The 14,988-nt window shown below is 55.9% G+C and carries 14 protein-coding genes; 10 read left to right on the forward strand and 4 right to left on the reverse strand.

Translation table 11 applies throughout. The features are described 5' to 3' along the window. The first annotated feature begins 121 nt into the window (after positions 1-121). Positions 122-430 carry a putative quinol monooxygenase gene (locus ACT3RR_RS03940; RefSeq protein WP_396132509.1) on the forward strand — a complete coding sequence of 103 codons (309 nt, stop codon included), beginning with the start codon at positions 122-124 and terminating at the stop codon, positions 428-430. Further along, complete coding sequence (locus tag ACT3RR_RS03945) at positions 427-1,428, forward strand: Gfo/Idh/MocA family protein (protein WP_496199789.1); 1,002 nt, start codon at positions 427-429, stop codon at positions 1,426-1,428. The genes ACT3RR_RS03940 and ACT3RR_RS03945 overlap by 4 nt, the downstream gene beginning before the upstream one ends. A gap of 57 nt (positions 1,429-1,485) precedes the next feature. On the opposite strand, the gene ACT3RR_RS03950 is transcribed toward ACT3RR_RS03945, so the two are convergent. Further along, entirely contained in the window at positions 1,486-2,481 is a 996-nt protein-coding gene (locus tag ACT3RR_RS03950; protein WP_353501792.1) for a helix-turn-helix domain-containing protein, read from the reverse strand. 125 nt (positions 2,482-2,606) lie between these two features. Between ACT3RR_RS03950 and ACT3RR_RS03955 the strand changes: the two genes are divergently transcribed. The 7 genes from ACT3RR_RS03955 (at position 2,607) to ACT3RR_RS03985 (ending at position 11,748) form a co-directional block, all read left to right on the forward strand. Then, the gene (locus ACT3RR_RS03955) at positions 2,607-4,109 is read left to right on the forward strand and encodes an MFS transporter (protein ID WP_496199790.1); all 1,503 of its coding nucleotides are present in this window, start codon (positions 2,607-2,609) and stop codon (positions 4,107-4,109) included. Positions 4,110-4,376: 267 nt separating this feature from the next. Then, positions 4,377-6,278 carry a PTS beta-glucoside transporter subunit IIABC gene (gene bglF, locus ACT3RR_RS03960; RefSeq protein WP_496199791.1) on the forward strand — a complete coding sequence of 634 codons (1,902 nt, stop codon included), beginning with the start codon at positions 4,377-4,379 and terminating at the stop codon, positions 6,276-6,278. A gap of 15 nt (positions 6,279-6,293) precedes the next feature. Further along, positions 6,294-7,691 carry a glycoside hydrolase family 1 protein gene (locus ACT3RR_RS03965; RefSeq protein WP_496199792.1) on the forward strand — a complete coding sequence of 466 codons (1,398 nt, stop codon included), beginning with the start codon at positions 6,294-6,296 and terminating at the stop codon, positions 7,689-7,691. A gap of 152 nt (positions 7,692-7,843) precedes the next feature. Continuing rightward, complete coding sequence (gene bglG, locus ACT3RR_RS03970; RefSeq protein ID WP_496199793.1) at positions 7,844-8,695, forward strand: transcriptional antiterminator BglG; 852 nt, start codon at positions 7,844-7,846, stop codon at positions 8,693-8,695. Between the two features lie 394 nt (positions 8,696-9,089). Next, positions 9,090-10,571, forward strand: a complete 1,482-nt coding sequence (gene ansP / locus ACT3RR_RS03975) for an L-asparagine permease (protein ID WP_185687915.1) — start codon at positions 9,090-9,092, stop codon at positions 10,569-10,571. 164 nt (positions 10,572-10,735) lie between these two features. Continuing rightward, positions 10,736-10,933, forward strand: coding sequence for a hypothetical protein (locus ACT3RR_RS03980; protein ID WP_353501797.1), 198 nt, complete (start codon positions 10,736-10,738; stop codon positions 10,931-10,933). Next, complete coding sequence (locus ACT3RR_RS03985) at positions 10,933-11,748, forward strand: hypothetical protein (protein ID WP_486029772.1); 816 nt, start codon at positions 10,933-10,935, stop codon at positions 11,746-11,748. The genes ACT3RR_RS03980 and ACT3RR_RS03985 overlap by 1 nt, the downstream gene beginning before the upstream one ends. Positions 11,749-11,779: 31 nt before the next feature. Here ACT3RR_RS03985 and ACT3RR_RS03990 read toward each other — a convergent pair whose 3' ends face one another. The 3 genes from ACT3RR_RS03990 to ACT3RR_RS04000 form a co-directional block, all read right to left on the reverse strand. Beyond that, positions 11,780-12,469, reverse strand: a complete 690-nt coding sequence (locus ACT3RR_RS03990) for a fumarylacetoacetate hydrolase family protein (RefSeq protein ID WP_353501799.1) — start codon at positions 12,467-12,469, stop codon at positions 11,780-11,782. A 110-nt stretch (positions 12,470-12,579) separates the two neighbouring features. Further along, positions 12,580-13,485 (reverse strand): helix-turn-helix transcriptional regulator, encoded by a 906-nt coding sequence (locus ACT3RR_RS03995; protein WP_496199794.1) that lies wholly within the window; start codon positions 13,483-13,485, stop codon positions 12,580-12,582. Positions 13,486-13,579: 94 nt separating this feature from the next. Further along, entirely contained in the window at positions 13,580-14,371 is a 792-nt protein-coding gene (locus ACT3RR_RS04000) for an SDR family NAD(P)-dependent oxidoreductase (protein ID WP_485903153.1), read from the reverse strand. Between the two features lie 165 nt (positions 14,372-14,536). On the opposite strand from ACT3RR_RS04000, the gene ACT3RR_RS04005 reads away from it, so the two are divergent. Continuing rightward, positions 14,537-14,986, forward strand: a complete 450-nt coding sequence (locus tag ACT3RR_RS04005; protein WP_185687911.1) for a winged helix-turn-helix transcriptional regulator — start codon at positions 14,537-14,539, stop codon at positions 14,984-14,986. The last annotated feature ends 2 nt before the right edge of the window (positions 14,987-14,988 follow it).

Here is a 14,988-nt window from a genome sequence, read left to right on the forward strand (position 1 = left end):
GTGGTGAGAATTTTATTAATTCGCACTATTTTGGTGAGCTGATTTTTATTATAAAGAGCCGCGTTACCCGTATCTCGCTCTTTGCATTACCTGCCAATCTTTATCAAACCCCGGGGAAAATATGTTTACACAAGGACATTTTGTTAACGCTGAGATCCGCATCAAAGAAGAGGTGGATATTAACCTGGCCCTTGCCGCTATTGAGCAATTTTGCGCCGACATGAATAGCGAGGCCGGCTGTTCATTCGCCATGGCATTGCAGGATAAACAGGACTCGCGGCGCATCATTCTCTGGGAACGCTATGAAGATGAAGCCGCGTCGCAGCGCCATTTCGACGAGGCCCATACACAGCGCTTTATCCATTCCGGTCTGACTGAGTTTGTACAGGCCACCCTGTGCCAATTGCCGGTCAAGGAGCCAGTCGCATGAGCCACACGAAAACGTTGAACTGGGGCCTGCTGGGCACCAGCTTTATCTCCGGCATTATGGCCGAAGCCATTGAAAAGCATGACGGCTCGACCCTTTACGCCGTAGCGGGGCGTTCACCCACAGGGCTGGAGGAGTTTTTAAAACAGCACCCGACGCCAACTCAGTATGACAATTACGACGCACTGATTAACGACCCCGCCGTGGACGTGGTGTATATCGGCCTGCCAAACCATATTCACCATGAATATGTGATTAAAGCCGCCAACGCCGGTAAAGCCATTCTGTGTGAAAAATCGCTGTCAGTGACCATGGCGGACACCGACGCCGCCCTTGCCGCTGTGGAAAGCAACGGGGTGTTCTTCCTCGAAGGCTTGATGTACTTAACCCATCCTTTTGCCAGCAAAATTGCCGAAGTGATTGCCAGCGGCGAGCTGGGCGAGGTGCGTTCCATTAACGCCAGCTACTGCGCATCCATTGCCCAGTTTGTCAATCCGGGCAGCAAAGGGGCTATCTACAACCTCGGCTGCTACCCGGCGTCGCTGATTCATCTAGTGATGCAGAGCGCCAGCGCGGATGGCACCTGCCCGACGTGGGAGCTGACGGCCCACGGCCGCCGCAATCTGGGTGACGGCAACATCGGCGAGACGGCGGCAACCATTCAGTTCGCCAACGGCGCGCTGGCGCAGCTGCACTGTGCGGAAGATTACGGTATGTTCTGGGCGTTTTCGGTCGCAGGTAGCAAAGGGCGGATGGAAATCATCTCCAACCCGTGGCTGCCAGAGGCGCAGGCCAACGTGATCAGCGTTTTGCCGTATGAAGGGGAAGAGCAGCGCCATGAGGTGAGCGCCGACGGCGACGCCTTCCACTATCAGGTGCGCGCGGTGTGGCAGGCGCTGCAAAACGGCGAGAAAGCCTTGGCTCGCCCGGCGGTTCGCCCGCAGGACTCCCGCCAAATCATGCAGTTGCTGACCGAGTGGGAAAACAAAACCGTCTGCTGATCGGCAAGAAGAATTATGATTCAGGCGCACTCCGGTGCGCCTTTTTTATGGCTGAAGCTAAATAGCTGTCCGATCGCTGAATTGCTGGCGAAAGCGCGTCGGCGTGGTGCCCAGGCGCTGGCGAAAATGGTGGCGCAGCGTCTCCACCGAGCCAAACCCGGCTTCTTCAGCCACCCGTTCAATGCTGACCGTGCTGCTCTCCAGCAGGGCGCAGGCGTTTTCAATTTTTACGCTGAGCATCCATTCCCCCGGCGTGGTGCCGGTAGCGTCGTGAAAACGGCGCAGGAAAGTGCGGCGGCTCATTCCCGCCTCGGCGGCCAGTTGTTCAATCACCAGCGGCGTGTTCAGTCGGGTGCGCAGGCTGTCTAACAGCGGCGAGAGGGTTTTGCCCGGCAGAATCGACACCGGCTGGCGCAGATATTGGGCCTGATTGCCTTCGCGATGGGTTGAAGTGACCATGCGCTGGGCCGTGCGATTCGCCACCTGCGCGCCATAATCACGGCGAATCAGATACAGACAGAGATCCACGCACGCCGCGCCGCCGGACGAGGTGATCAATCTGCCTTCATCGACATAAATGACGCCGTGCTGTACCTGAACTTGTGGAAACTGCCGCGCCAGCTCCTCGGTGCTGTTCCAGTGGGCGGTGGCTTTTTTACCATCCAGCAGGCCAGTGGCGGCAAGGATAAAGCTCCCCGCACAGATAGAAACAATCCGCGAACCCTGCTGGTAGGCGCGTTGCAGCGCGGCAACCAGCTGCGGGGACGGCGCTTCATGCACGCTGCGCCAGCCGGGGATCACAATGGTTCCGGCGTCTTCCAGCAGCTCCAGCCCGCCGTCTACCGTCAGGCGCACGCCACCCTGCGCGCCAATGGTGGTGTCTTCCACCGAGGCGACGTCCAAATCATAGAGAGGCGTGCCGAGTTGGTCGTCGACGCGGCCAAAGGCCTCTATCGCCGTGCCAAACTCAAAGGTGCACAGGCACTCATAGGCCAGCAGCACCAGTCGGCGGTTAAAGGGAGCATGCGAATTGGAGGGTGTGAAAGCAGTCATGGCGGGCCTTAGATGAATAGTGGCTAAAGTTGGCACAATATTGACGATACATGGCATCCGTGCCAATTACCACCACGCCTACAATCTTCCATACTGGGCCAACTTAACGTTTGGGTAGGAAGAGTATGAGCACGCCAACAAACACTAAAAATACGCTAGCGCTGGTGGCGGTCTGCCTCGCGGCACTGATGTCGGGGCTGGAGATCTCCAGCGTGCCGGTGATTTTACCGGTGCTGGAGCAGCAGATGCACGCCAGCTTTAAAGACCTACAGTGGATCATGAATGCCTACACGCTGGCCTGTACTTCGGTCTTAATGGCGGTGGGCACGCTGGCTGACCGTTTCGGCCGTAAGCGCGTCTTTTTGGTAAGCATCGCGGCCTTTGGAATCACCTCGCTGATGTGCGGGCTGGCGGCCACCGCGCCCTGGCTTATTTTCGGCCGCTTCTTACAAGGGCTGAGCGGCGGGGCGATGCTGACCTGCCTGATTGCCATTCTCTCCACCCAGTTCCCACAGGGCAGAGCGCGCAGCACGGCCTTCGCCGCGTGGGGCGTGGTGTTTGGCTTTGGGCTAGGGTTCGGGCCGATTATCGGCGGCGGGTTGGTGGCACTCTTTAGCTGGCAATGGGTATTTCTGGTACACGTGTTTATCGCCGTTGTGACACTGTTTTTAGCCTTGAACAATGTGGTGGATTCACGGGATCCGCAGGCCAAAAAGCTGGATATTGGCGGGCTTGTGACGTTGTCACTTGCGGTGTTAGGCAGTACCTGGTTGATAACACAGGGAAGTACCCTCGACTGGCAAGGCAGTTTGGCCTATGGGCTGGTGGCGCTGACCCTGCTGAGCGCGCTGCTGTTTGTCTGGATTGAGCAACGCCATCCTCACCCGATGTTTGATTTTTCGGTGTTCCGCATTCGGCCATTTTCCGGCGCACTGATGGGCTCTATTGGCATGAACTTTAGCTTCTGGCCGCTGATGATTTACCTGCCGGTCTACTATCAGGTCGGGCTGGGTTATAGCAGTCTGGCCACCGGCGTGGCGCTGCTGGCCTACACGTTGCCGACGCTGATTATGCCGCCGCTGGCCGAGCGATTAGTGGCGAAGTTCGGCGCGGCGCGCTTTATCCCGCTGGGGTTGTTCACCCTCGGGGCGAGTTTTATGTTGATGAAAATCGCTGCCGCCAACGGCTGGACGCTGCTGCCCGGCGCACTGCTGGCGGGGGCTACGCTGGGGCTGATTAATACGCCGGTGACCAATACCACTACGGGATCGGTACCGGGCAACCGGGCGGGGATGGCCTCGGGGATTGATATCAGCGCGCGGCTTATCACGTTGGCAATAAATATCGCGCTGATGGGCAGCCTGCTGGTGGCGGGGATTGCCGCCAGCCTGCGGGAGAATAGTGCGGTGAATATGGCGTCGGGGGAACTCTACGCGCTGGCCGAGCGAGTGGCGGCGGGGGCGGAATCCGCGACGCTCAACGCGGGCATTCAGCAGGCGCTGATTGACGGCTTCGGCAACCTGCTGCTCTACGGCGCGCTGGGCGTCTGGCTGCTGGCGCTGGCAAGTTATCTGCTGTTCAACGGGCGCAAGGGCTGCCCGCGCGAACTGCCGCAGTCGGTGCCTTAATTCGCCCCTGCCGGAGTGGGTGAAATATGAACCCGATCACAATTACCCGCTCCGGTTATTTTTCCCCCTTGTAACTTTGGATAGTTCGCTAGAGACTCAGGGCTAGAAAACAGGATTGTTACTGTTCATCAGGCAAAACCTAAACTTTCTGCTTCTTCACCCCCGCCGGTGCAAGAGACAGCAAGTTTAGGTTTTTTTTTGGCCTTTACTCAGGTGCTTAGCGATTCGCCTCTGCACGGCGCAACCACATCAGAACGAGATAAGATAATGGAATATAAGGTTTTAGCGGATGAAATCCTCTCAGGAGTGGGTGGACGGGAAAATGTAAAAAGCGTGGTGCACTGCGCCACTCGCTTGCGGTTCAAGCTTAAGGACAGCGGCAAGGCCTGTGCCGAAACCCTGAAACGCAACCCCGGCGTGATTATGGTGGTGGAGAGCGGCGGGCAGTTTCAGGTAGTCATTGGCAATCATGTCGGCGAGGTGTTCGACGCGCTGGCGATGAAAGGGGAAGAGTCTGGCGACGTCGCCAGCAATAACGGCGTGAAAGAGAACATCTTTGCGCGCTTTATTGATGTGATTTCCGGCATTTTCACCCCGTTTATCGGCATTTTGGCCGCATCCGGTATTTTGAAAGGCTTCTTGTCGCTGGCGCTGGCCCTCGGATGGATGAGCAGCGACAGCGGCGGCTACAAGGTGTTGTTCGCCGCCAGTGACGCCTTGTTCTATTTCTTCCCTATTATTCTGGGTTATACCGCCGGGAAGAAGTTTGGCGGCAACCCCTTTATCACGATGGCAATTGGCGGCGCCATGACTCACCCGCTGATGATTGCCGCTTTTGACTCATCGCTGGCGGCCAACAGCGTGGCGCTGGATTTCTTCGGTATCCCACTGACTTTTATCAATTATAGCTCCTCGGTTATCCCAATTATTTTCGCCGCGTGGGCCTCCTGCTGGCTGGAAAAACGCATTAACCCAAGGTTGCCGAGCGCGATTCGCAACTTCTTCACGCCGCTGGTTTGTCTGGTGGTGATCGTGCCGCTGACGTTCCTGTTGATTGGGCCGACGGCCACCTGGGCGAGCCAGCAACTGGCTAACGGATATCAATATATTCATGGCGTTAGCCCGCTGGTTGCCGGTCTTTTCGTCGGCGCGTTCTGGCAGGTTTGCGTGATTTTCGGCCTGCACTGGGGGCTGGTGCCGATGATGATCAACAATCTCAGCGTACTGGGCCAAGACACCCTGATGCCGCTGGTGCTGCCCGCCGTGATGGGGCAAGCCGGGGCCACGCTGGGTGTGCTGCTGCGCACCAAAGATCTTAAACTCAGGGGCATCGCGGGTTCGGCATTTAGCGCCAGTTTGTTCGGGATCACCGAACCGGCGGTGTATGGCGTGACCCTGCCGCTGCGCCGTCCCTTTATCTTTGGCTGCATCGGCGGCGCAATCGGTGCCGCCGTGCTGGGCTTCTACCACAGCACCACATACTCCTTCGGCATGCCCAGCGTGTTCACCTTCGCGCAGATGATCCCCCCGACGGGCTTTGACAGTTCAGTGACGGCGGCACTGGTCGGTGCCGGTTTCGCTTTCGCCTTCGCCGCCGTGGCAACCTGGCTGTTTGGGCTGTCCGCCAAGGCCGCGCCGCCAGCCAAAGAGAGCCGCGAAGCCGCGACTCCGGCTTCACCGGCAACCTCCGTCACATCTTCCCCGGTGCGCAGCAAAGAAGCACTTTTTAGCCCGCTGGCGGGCCACTGTATTGCGCTCAGCGAGGTGAAGGATGCCACTTTTGCCAGCGGCATGTTGGGCAAGGGGACGGCGGTTATTCCACAGACTGGGCGAGTCGTTGCACCCTGCGACGGCACGCTGGTGTCGCTGTTCCGCACGCATCACGCCTTAGGGATTCAGAGCCGCGATGGCGCCGAAATACTCATTCACGTCGGCATTGATACGGTGAAACTCGATGGCCGTTTCTTCACCCCGCGCGTGCAGGTGAATGACGAGGTGAAGCAGGGAGACTTGCTGCTCGAGTTCGATTTACAGGCCATCGCCGACGCGGGATATGACCTGACGACGCCGATAATTATCAGCAACAGCGATGATTATCTGGACGTTATTGCTTCAGCCATCGGCCAGCCGGTGGCGGAGCAAAGCCCACTATTGTCACTTTTACGCTAATCAAAGGAGAGACCAATGACTCAACGTTTTCCAGACGGGTTTTTATGGGGCGGGGCCGTAGCCGCAAATCAGGTGGAAGGAGCCTATTTGGCGGATGGCAAAGGGCTGTCCACCTCGGACCTCCAGCCGCAGGGGATCTTCGGCGAGATAAAGCAGCGCGTGCCGGGTGATTTTGGCATCAAAGACAAGGCCATTGATTTTTACCATCGCTTCCCCGAAGACATCAAAATGTTCGCCGAAATGGGCTTCACCGTGCTGCGCACTTCGATTGCCTGGACGCGTATCTTCCCGCAGGGAGATGAAACGCAGCCCAATGAAGCCGGATTGGCGTTCTACGATCGGCTGTTTGATGAGATGAAAAAGTACGGTATCACGCCGCTTGTGACGTTGTCACACTACGAAATGCCCTATGGTTTGGTGGAAAACTACGGCGGCTGGGGCAACCGTAAGACCATAGATTTCTTCGAAAATTATGCCCGTACGGTGTTCGACCGTTATCAACATAAAGTGAAGCACTGGCTGACATTCAACGAAATTAATATGTCACTGCACGCGCCATTTACCGGCGTCGGGCTGGCGGCGGACAGTAGCAAACAGGCGATCTATCAGGCAATCCACCATCAGCTGGTGGCCAGCGCCCGCGCGGTAAAAGCCTGCCATGAGATTGTTGCAGGCGGCCAAGTCGGCAATATGCTGCTGGGCGGCATGCTGTATCCCCTGAGCTGCAAGCCTGCCGACGTGCTGGAAACCCAGCAGCAGAACCGCGACTGGCTGTTCTTTGGCGATGTGCAGGTGCGCGGTTATTACCCGGCTTACATGAAACGTTTCTTCAAACAGCATCAGATTGAGCTGGACATCACCCCTGAGGATATCGCGACGCTGAAGCATACGGTGGATTTTATCTCCTTCAGTTATTACATGACCGGCTGTGTCACCACCGACCCGCAGCAGAATCAGGCGGCGCGCGCCAATATTCTCAATATGGTGCCCAATCCGCACCTCGCTAGCTCTGAGTGGGGCTGGCAGATTGACCCGGTCGGTCTGCGCTACTTGATGAATGAGTTGTACGATCGTTACCAAAAACCGCTGTTTATCGTCGAAAACGGGCTGGGCGCGCGCGATCAAGTTGAAGCCGACGGCAGCATCAACGACGACTATCGTATTCAATACATCAATGACCATCTGGTGCAGGTGCGCGAAGCCATCGCCGACGGCGTAGAAGTGATGGGCTACACCAGCTGGGGACCTATCGATCTGGTGAGCGCTTCTAAGGCGGAATTCTCCAAACGCTACGGTTTTATTTACGTGGATTGCGACGATCAGGGCAAGGGGACGCTGGAACGCCGCCGCAAGAAAAGCTTCTACTGGTATGCCGATATTATTAAAAACCACGGTGCCACGCTAAAAGCCTAACCCGCGATCCTTATCACATTTGCGCCGCGCTCAGATTGAGAGGATGGCGAAAACTGGTAAAGTTCGGTTCTGGATTGTTACTGCTTTGGCAGGCAAAACCTGATCACTTCTCTGCGGAAGGGGTCAGGTTTTTTGTTTTTCAGGGGAAGGCAATGGAAATCACCAAAATACTCAATAATAACGTGGTGTTAGTGCTCGACCCACAGCATCGGGAACAGGTCGTGATGGGCCGGGGATTGGCGTTTCAGAAGCAGGTTGGCGATCGGGTTGACGATAGCAAAGTGGAAAAAGTCTTTGCGCTGCAAAGCGATCAACTGGTGGCGCGGCTCTCGGAATTGCTGAGCCACATTCCCATGGAGGTGATGACCACCTGCGACCAGATCATCCAGCTTGCCAGCCAGCGATTGGGGAAATTGCAGGAGAATCTCTATGTTGCGCTGACCGATCACTGCTATTTCGCGCTGGAACGGCAGAGGCAGGGCGTGCCTCTGAGCAACGCGCTGCTGTGGGAAACCCGGCGGCTCTACCCGAAGGAGTACGCGCTGGGCGTCGAGGCGTTAGCGATTATTTCCAGTCGGCTGGGCGTCAGGCTGCCGGACGACGAGGCGGGATTTATCGCGCTGCACCTGGTCAACGGGCAGCTGGATGGCGATATGTCGCAGGTGAAACAGATCACCAAGGTGATGCAGGAGATCCTACATCTGGTGAAATATCAGCTAAGGCTGGAGTATGACCAGGAGGCGCTGAGCTACCACCGTTTTGTCACTCACCTGAAGTTTTTCGCCCAGCGAATGTTCAGCCACGCGCAGGTGCCCGACGACGATGTCGCGCTCTATGTCGCGGTTAAAGAGAGCTATCCGCAGGCCTGGGGCTGTGCTGAGAAGATCAGTCTCTTCCTCGCCGCCACCTATCAGCGCGCATTGAGCAAGGAAGAGATGATGTACCTTTCCATCAACATCGAAAGGGTGCGCAAAGAAAGTTGTGGAACCAAAACCGCCGAGTGACAACTCATAAAGCATAAAGGCCCGCCAGCGCGGGCTTTTTTGTCTGGTGACACCAGTAGCGGCCAGAATAAGCCATTATCAATCGGCTATTTTTGCGGCATTTATACCTAGGACTCTTCTTAATAATCCATCCATAAGGCGATTTTCCTCACACTTAGAGATAGGTTTTTTTTGCCTCAAATGCACAATACAGGTAGCATCCACCGCCGTTAATACTCTCAATCCAGCACTCCACAGCAGGGTTGGCTGCTGCTTTCACGTAAGTCAGTTCACCGAGTATTTTCAGTTAGGCTAAAAATAATAGAGCGGAACACACCGCGTAAGCGTCAACATCTGCAACCGTTTGCCTGTTGGGAGAATTCAGGCTGCGGGCATTTTTGGAGAACAGGAAAGAATGCGATTACATAGAAAGTCCGCTGAGGCGAAACAGGCCGCTAAGCGACGTTGGTTGGATTCACACGAAGACGGATATCACAAGAGTATGGGCAATCGTCAGGTTCAGATGATTGCCATTGGTGGTTCTATCGGTACCGGTTTATTCCTAGGTGCAGGTGCGCGCTTACAAATGGCGGGTCCGGCACTGGCAATTGTCTACGCGGTCTGCGGTATTTTCTCTTTCTTCATCCTGCGCGCACTGGGCGAATTGGTTTTACACCGTCCAACCAGCGGCAGCTTCGTTTCCTACGCCCGCGAGTTCTTAGGCGAAAAAGCCTCCTACGTGGCGGGCTGGATGTACTTCCTCAACTGGGCAATGACCGGCATCGTGGATATCACCGCCGTGGCGCTCTATATGCACTATTGGGGCACCTTCGGTGATGTACCTCAGTGGATGTTCGCCCTTGGCGCACTGGCCATCGTTGGCACCATGAACATGATTGGCGTGAAATGGTTCGCCGAAATGGAATTCTGGTTTGCGCTGATCAAAGTGGCGGCCATCGCGCTGTTCCTGATTGTCGGCGTGGTGGTGCTGGGCACCGGCAAAGAAGTGGCGGGCGGCTCAACCGGCCTGCACCTGATCACCGAAAACGGCGGCATCTTCCCGCACGGCTTGCTGCCTGCCTTAGTGCTGGTGCAGGGCGTGGTCTTCGCCTTCGCCGCCATCGAACTGGTCGGCACGGCGGCGGGTGAAACTAAAGATCCTGAAACCATTCTGCCGAAAGCCATTAACAGCGTTATCTGGCGTATCGCGCTGTTCTACGTTGGGTCCGTGGTGCTGTTGGTGCTGCTGCTGCCGTGGAATGCGTATCAGGCAGGCCAAAGCCCGTTCGTGACCTTCTTCAGCAAGCTGGGCGTGCCTTACATCGGCACCATTATGAATATCGTGGTTCTGACCGCAGCGCTGTCGAGCCTCAACTCTGGCCTGTACTCTACTGGTCGTATCCTGCGTTCCCTGTCGATGGGCGGCTCCGCGCCGAAGTTCATGTCTAAAATGAACGCCCAGCAGGTGCCTTACGCTGGGATCCTGGTGACCGTGGCAATCTACATCATCGGCGTGGTGCTTAACTACTACGTGCCGTCGCAGGTGTTTGAAATCGTGCTGAACGTCGCGTCGCTGGGTATTCTTAGCTCTTGGGCATTCATCATCGTTTGCCAGATGAAGCTGCGTAAAGCCATCAAAGAGGGCAAGGCGAAAGAGGTGTCTTTCAGAATGCCTTGGGCGCCGGTGACCTCTTGGCTGACCTTAGCCTTCCTGGCGGGCGTACTGGTGCTGATGGCCTTCGACTACCCGAACGGTACTTACACCGTCGCCACTATTCCGGTACTGATTCTTCTGCTGGTGCTGGGCTGGTTTGGTCTGCGTAACCGCGCCAAAGAAGTCAAAGCCGAGCAGGCCGCGCATGAAGAAGCGCACCATGCCGGCGAAGCGAAAAGCTAATTCCTTTTCCCACTGACCGAGCAAACTCAGGAGCACAGCATCGCGCTGTGCTCTTTTTTTACCTGTAAGTTCAACCAGTAACTAATCCGAAAACCCCCGCCATACCGTGCTTTGCCGTCTTTCTTGACTACACTCTATCTTTCTTAAACCAAAATGGAGGCAATATGCTGAAAATCGTCATGCGAATATTTTCCAGTCCTGAGCAATTTTTAGGGCTGTTTAGTGCGAATGACATTCAGGAAACTATCGAGGAGGGTGAGCGTATTCTGATTGATGAAAACGGCATCGCGTCTGTGAATCCTGCCAACGAGCAGGTGCAGCAGGACTTCACCCGTCACGTCAAAAAGATGAGCGTACTTTAATGGCAACAGCAGTATTTATGGTTTTAATGGTGTGCGGCTACTGGTACACCACGCGCAACGTTTCCACGCGCTTTAAACTCAAACGCACCTTTGGCTGGGATGTCTATTTCCTGGTCGCACTGTACGGCTGCATTTTCGTTTTGCAGGGCGTAATAGTGATTGCGTTGGTTTATCTGCTGCTGTGGGGCATTTCCATTGGTATTAACCATTTGCCGGAGATGCGGGCGATTCCCGAGCACGTGCATTACCACCGCGACTTCATTAACTGGAGTTTCCTGGGTATTCAGGCACCCGTGGTGATTATGCTTTGCGTGTCAGTGATGCTCTGTCTGATCCGCACCACCTGGTCGCCGGGGCTGAGGCTGAACACTGCCGGGCGCAGGCAGCTTTATAAGCAGTTGACCAGCGCCAACGGCGTCGAAGGGATTTTGTATCAGTGCATGGAACAGGGCGACATGGTGTATATCACCCTGAACTCGCATCGGGTATATATCGGCATGGTGCATACCGCGCGCTGTGAAACCTCGTCATCAGATAACGTAGTGGTTATCCCGATGATCAGTGGTTTTCGCGATCGCGACACCCAGCAGTTGGTGGTGGAGCATAACTATGCGGCTTACTACCAGAAGCACTGGATAACCCCGGTGTCTGAGCCGAATAACGCGTTGAATTTCCGCAAGGTGATTTTGCTCAATCAAATTGAGTCACTTTCACTGTTCGACCCGGCGACGGCCTGTGGTTTTGAGAAGTTGGCACCCATCGTGGAGCGCACTTTAGAGGAGAAAGCGCCCGGTGACCGGACGCCAATAATTTAACACCTTTGATTTAACAACAAGCCAGCCTTTATCAGACGAGGGTGAAGCTGAACGTCCCGATGTTTTTGATACCGCCAGTCACCACATCGCCGCGTTTGATTTCACCTACGCCTGCCGGGGTCCCTGTGAAAATCAGGTCGCCGGGTTGCAGTTCAACCGCCTCAGACAGCAGGCTGATCACTTCCGGCACTTTCCAAATCAACTCACTTAGATGGCCGTTCTGGCGCTCTTCGCCGTTCACGCTCAACCAGATAATTCCTTTCACCGGATGCCCCACCTTACTGACCGGCAGCAGCGGGTTAGTCGGCGCAGAGGCGTCAAAGCCTTTGGCTAAATCCCAAGGACGTCCCGCCTTTTTCGCTACGGATTGCAGGTCGCGACGGGTTAAATCGACACCCACCGTGTAGCCCCACACGTGGTCTAGCGCGTTGTCCACGGCGATATTTTTGCCGCCAACGCCAATCGCCACGACTAACTCCACTTCATAATGCAGCAGCTCAGTCTGTGACGGATAAGGCACGTTGCCGCTGGCTGGGATCACCGCATCCGCCGGTTTACTGAAGAAGAAAGGCAGTTCACGATCAGGATCGTGGCCCATTTCGCGGGTGTGCGCGGCATAGTTCTGGCCGACGCAGTAAACGCGGCGTAATGGGAAGCGTGCCTCTTCACCTTCAATCGCCAGAGACGGCGTGGTGGCAGGGGGAAATACGTAATCAGTCATATTGTCTTCCTTCGGTTTATGGCGATGTCTGAGTTGCAGTGTCGCGTAAAACCGCCGGGTTTAAACTGGACAGATCCATGCTGTTTTTGGACAAAAAGAGGATATCGGCGTTAGAAGTCAGTCGGCGACTGGCGGAACTTGCCCGGCGGCACGCCGTGGGCCTGGCGGAAGCGCCGCGAGAAGTAGGCGTCGTCGGTGTAGCCGCACTGGCGGGCTATCTCGGCAATGCTCTCACTGCTAGTGGTGAGCTTCATACGCGCCAGCCGCATCCGCCGCTCCAGCACCAGCTCGGAGAAGGTTTTGCCGATAGTTTTGCGCAGCAGGTGGGTCAAATAGTTAGGAGAAATAAAGGCCGCGGCGGCGGCATCGGTCAGGTTCAGCTGTGGGTCTGCCAGCTGGCGGCGGATATAGCGTAGCGTGCGGTTGAGCGCCGCCTGCTGGCCGCGCTTCTCGGCGTTACGCGCTGCCATCTCTTGCAGCGGCTGCTGATAGCGATAACACACCAGCCCGAGCAATTGCAGCAGGTAGCCGCGCAGGCGCAGATCATCGCCAAACTCCCGCTGGCGGTCGCACTGGCGCATCTTCTCCAGCAGCAAGGTTATCTCGGCAAAGTCCTCTTCGGACATGACAAAGTCGAGATACTCCTGAAAGCGAAACGGCGCTAATTCCGGCACGTCAGCCAGCGGAATGTCGTCTAAATCCAGCGTGTCCATGGCGGTATTGCGCAGCAAAAAGGGCGCAGAAATGTTGATCACCATCGAGCGGCCATCCTCGGGATGAGGAATGAAATGCAGGCGGTGCGGCTGAATAAAAGCAATCGTGCGATAGGTAAAGGGGCGAATGGCGCCGCCGATGTGCTGGACGCTATCCGTGCCGCAGTTGAGCTGGATCTGGAAGTAGTCATGTCGGTGTGGCTGCATCAACGCCGGGCGTTCGGACTGATCGCGGATATAAAAGTCAGGGCGGTCGCTGCGCTGCGACATTCCATAAGTCACGCTGGTGGCGGGGGCTGGCATACTTCACATATCCGAATGACGTTAACGGAATGTTATATTTGCAAAGAGTAAAGCGGATGACCAGCGAATTTGTTCGCCAGCCATCCTGCGGCTGTTAGCGAGTGTAACGGGCGCCCGGCGTGGAGTGGGCGAAGTTGGTCAGCAGGCCAATGCGCGTCGCTTCATGGTCAGTCCACAGCTTTTCATCCTGCAGCGGCGGGATGGTGACTTTCTCTTTAAGGTCAAAGCCGACCAGCGCGGCGTCAACCAAATCAGCCACTTCCATCACCCCTTGCAGGTCGTCCACGTTCTGACCCGCGTGGTCCCAAATCTCAGTTCGCGTCGCGGCTGGCAGCACGGCCTGCACGTACAGACCTTGCTGTTCCAGCTCGCTTTGCAGCGTCTGTGAGAAGGTCAGCACAAAGGATTTCGAGGCGGTATACACCGCTTTATTCAGCTCAGGGGCGAAGGCCATCACCGATGAAATGTTAATGATCGCGCCATCTTTGTGCTTCAGCAGGCCGTCCAGCGCCACGCGGGAAAGACGAGCCACCGAGGTGACATTCAGGCGAATCAGATGATCAATCGACTCAACGTCGGTTGAGCCAAATCCGCCCGGCGTGGTGGAACCCGCGTTATTCACCAGCAGAGAAATCTCCGGGTGTTGGCGGATGAAATCTTCCACGCGCAGCAGGTCGTTATGCTCAGTCAAATCGGCGGCGATGATCTCCACATGAGTGCCCGCCGCGCGCAGCGGCTGCGCTACATTTTCCATGCGTTTGGCATTTCGGGCGACCAGCACCAGGTCATAGCCACGTTTCGCCAGGCGATCGGCGTAAACCGCACCAATGCCGGTGGAAGCGCCGGTGATTAAAGCAACAGGTTTATGTTGAGTAGATTGCGACATTTGGGTGTTCCTTTTCAGTGTTTGGGTTGGTTTAATTATTAAACTAGGTGCATTTGTACGGCAGGTGGTTTTATAATGCAACCAGATTTTTAAGCAGGGCACATTTTGCTACTCGGCCCTGTTTATAGAGAACAGTTTGCAGAGAACAGCTAAGAGAGAACGGCAATGAAAAGAACCCGAATGGATGACAGCGTCTGCCCGGCCACGCGTTCGCTGGATTTGATTGGCGACTGGTGGACCTTGCTTATCGTGCGCGATGCGATGATTGGCTTAACGCGCTTTAGCGAGTTTCAGCGCAGCCTTGGCGCAGCGAAGAACATCCTCAGCACGCGTCTGAAGTCGATGGTGGCTGAAGGGATTTTGCGTATTGAACCCGCCGCCGACGGATCGGCGTATCAGGACTATGTGCTGACGGAGAAGGGTAAAGCGCTCCGCCCGATCATGGTGGCGTTAAGCCAGTGGGGAAGCAAATACCTGTTTGACGAGAACGAACCTTTCACCGAAATGGTAGATAAAGAAACCCGCCAACCTTTGCAAACCATAGAACTGCGTTCACAAGATGGGCGGGTTTTAAGCTATGACGAGATCACGGCCATTCAGCCGCAGAAAAAGTAATC

It is taken from the genome of Ewingella sp. AOP8-B2-18 (assembly GCF_052376015.1).
GTDB classification, from domain to species: Bacteria; Pseudomonadota; Gammaproteobacteria; order Enterobacterales; family Enterobacteriaceae; genus Ewingella; species Ewingella allii.

What these genes read in the sequence shown, in the direction of transcription:
- ACT3RR_RS03945 (WP_496199789.1), top strand. Translation starts at nt 427, where the DNA reads ATGAGCCACACGAAAACGTTGAACTGGGGCCTGCTGGGCACCAGCTTT.
- ACT3RR_RS03950 (WP_353501792.1), bottom strand. Translation starts at nt 2,481, where the DNA reads ATGACTGCTTTCACACCCTCCAATTCGCATGCTCCCTTTAACCGCCGA.
- ACT3RR_RS04005 (WP_185687911.1), top strand. Translation starts at nt 14,537, where the DNA reads ATGAAAAGAACCCGAATGGATGACAGCGTCTGCCCGGCCACGCGTTCG.
- ansP (WP_185687915.1), top strand. Translation starts at nt 9,090, where the DNA reads ATGCGATTACATAGAAAGTCCGCTGAGGCGAAACAGGCCGCTAAGCGA.
- ACT3RR_RS03995 (WP_496199794.1), bottom strand. Translation starts at nt 13,485, where the DNA reads ATGCCAGCCCCCGCCACCAGCGTGACTTATGGAATGTCGCAGCGCAGC.
- ACT3RR_RS03985 (WP_486029772.1), top strand. Translation starts at nt 10,933, where the DNA reads ATGGCAACAGCAGTATTTATGGTTTTAATGGTGTGCGGCTACTGGTAC.
- ACT3RR_RS03965 (WP_496199792.1), top strand. Translation starts at nt 6,294, where the DNA reads ATGACTCAACGTTTTCCAGACGGGTTTTTATGGGGCGGGGCCGTAGCC.
- ACT3RR_RS03980 (WP_353501797.1), top strand. Translation starts at nt 10,736, where the DNA reads ATGCTGAAAATCGTCATGCGAATATTTTCCAGTCCTGAGCAATTTTTA.
- ACT3RR_RS04000 (WP_485903153.1), bottom strand. Translation starts at nt 14,371, where the DNA reads ATGTCGCAATCTACTCAACATAAACCTGTTGCTTTAATCACCGGCGCT.
- ACT3RR_RS03940 (WP_396132509.1), top strand. Translation starts at nt 122, where the DNA reads ATGTTTACACAAGGACATTTTGTTAACGCTGAGATCCGCATCAAAGAA.
- bglF (WP_496199791.1), top strand. Translation starts at nt 4,377, where the DNA reads ATGGAATATAAGGTTTTAGCGGATGAAATCCTCTCAGGAGTGGGTGGA.
- bglG (WP_496199793.1), top strand. Translation starts at nt 7,844, where the DNA reads ATGGAAATCACCAAAATACTCAATAATAACGTGGTGTTAGTGCTCGAC.
- ACT3RR_RS03990 (WP_353501799.1), bottom strand. Translation starts at nt 12,469, where the DNA reads ATGACTGATTACGTATTTCCCCCTGCCACCACGCCGTCTCTGGCGATT.
- ACT3RR_RS03955 (WP_496199790.1), top strand. Translation starts at nt 2,607, where the DNA reads ATGAGCACGCCAACAAACACTAAAAATACGCTAGCGCTGGTGGCGGTC.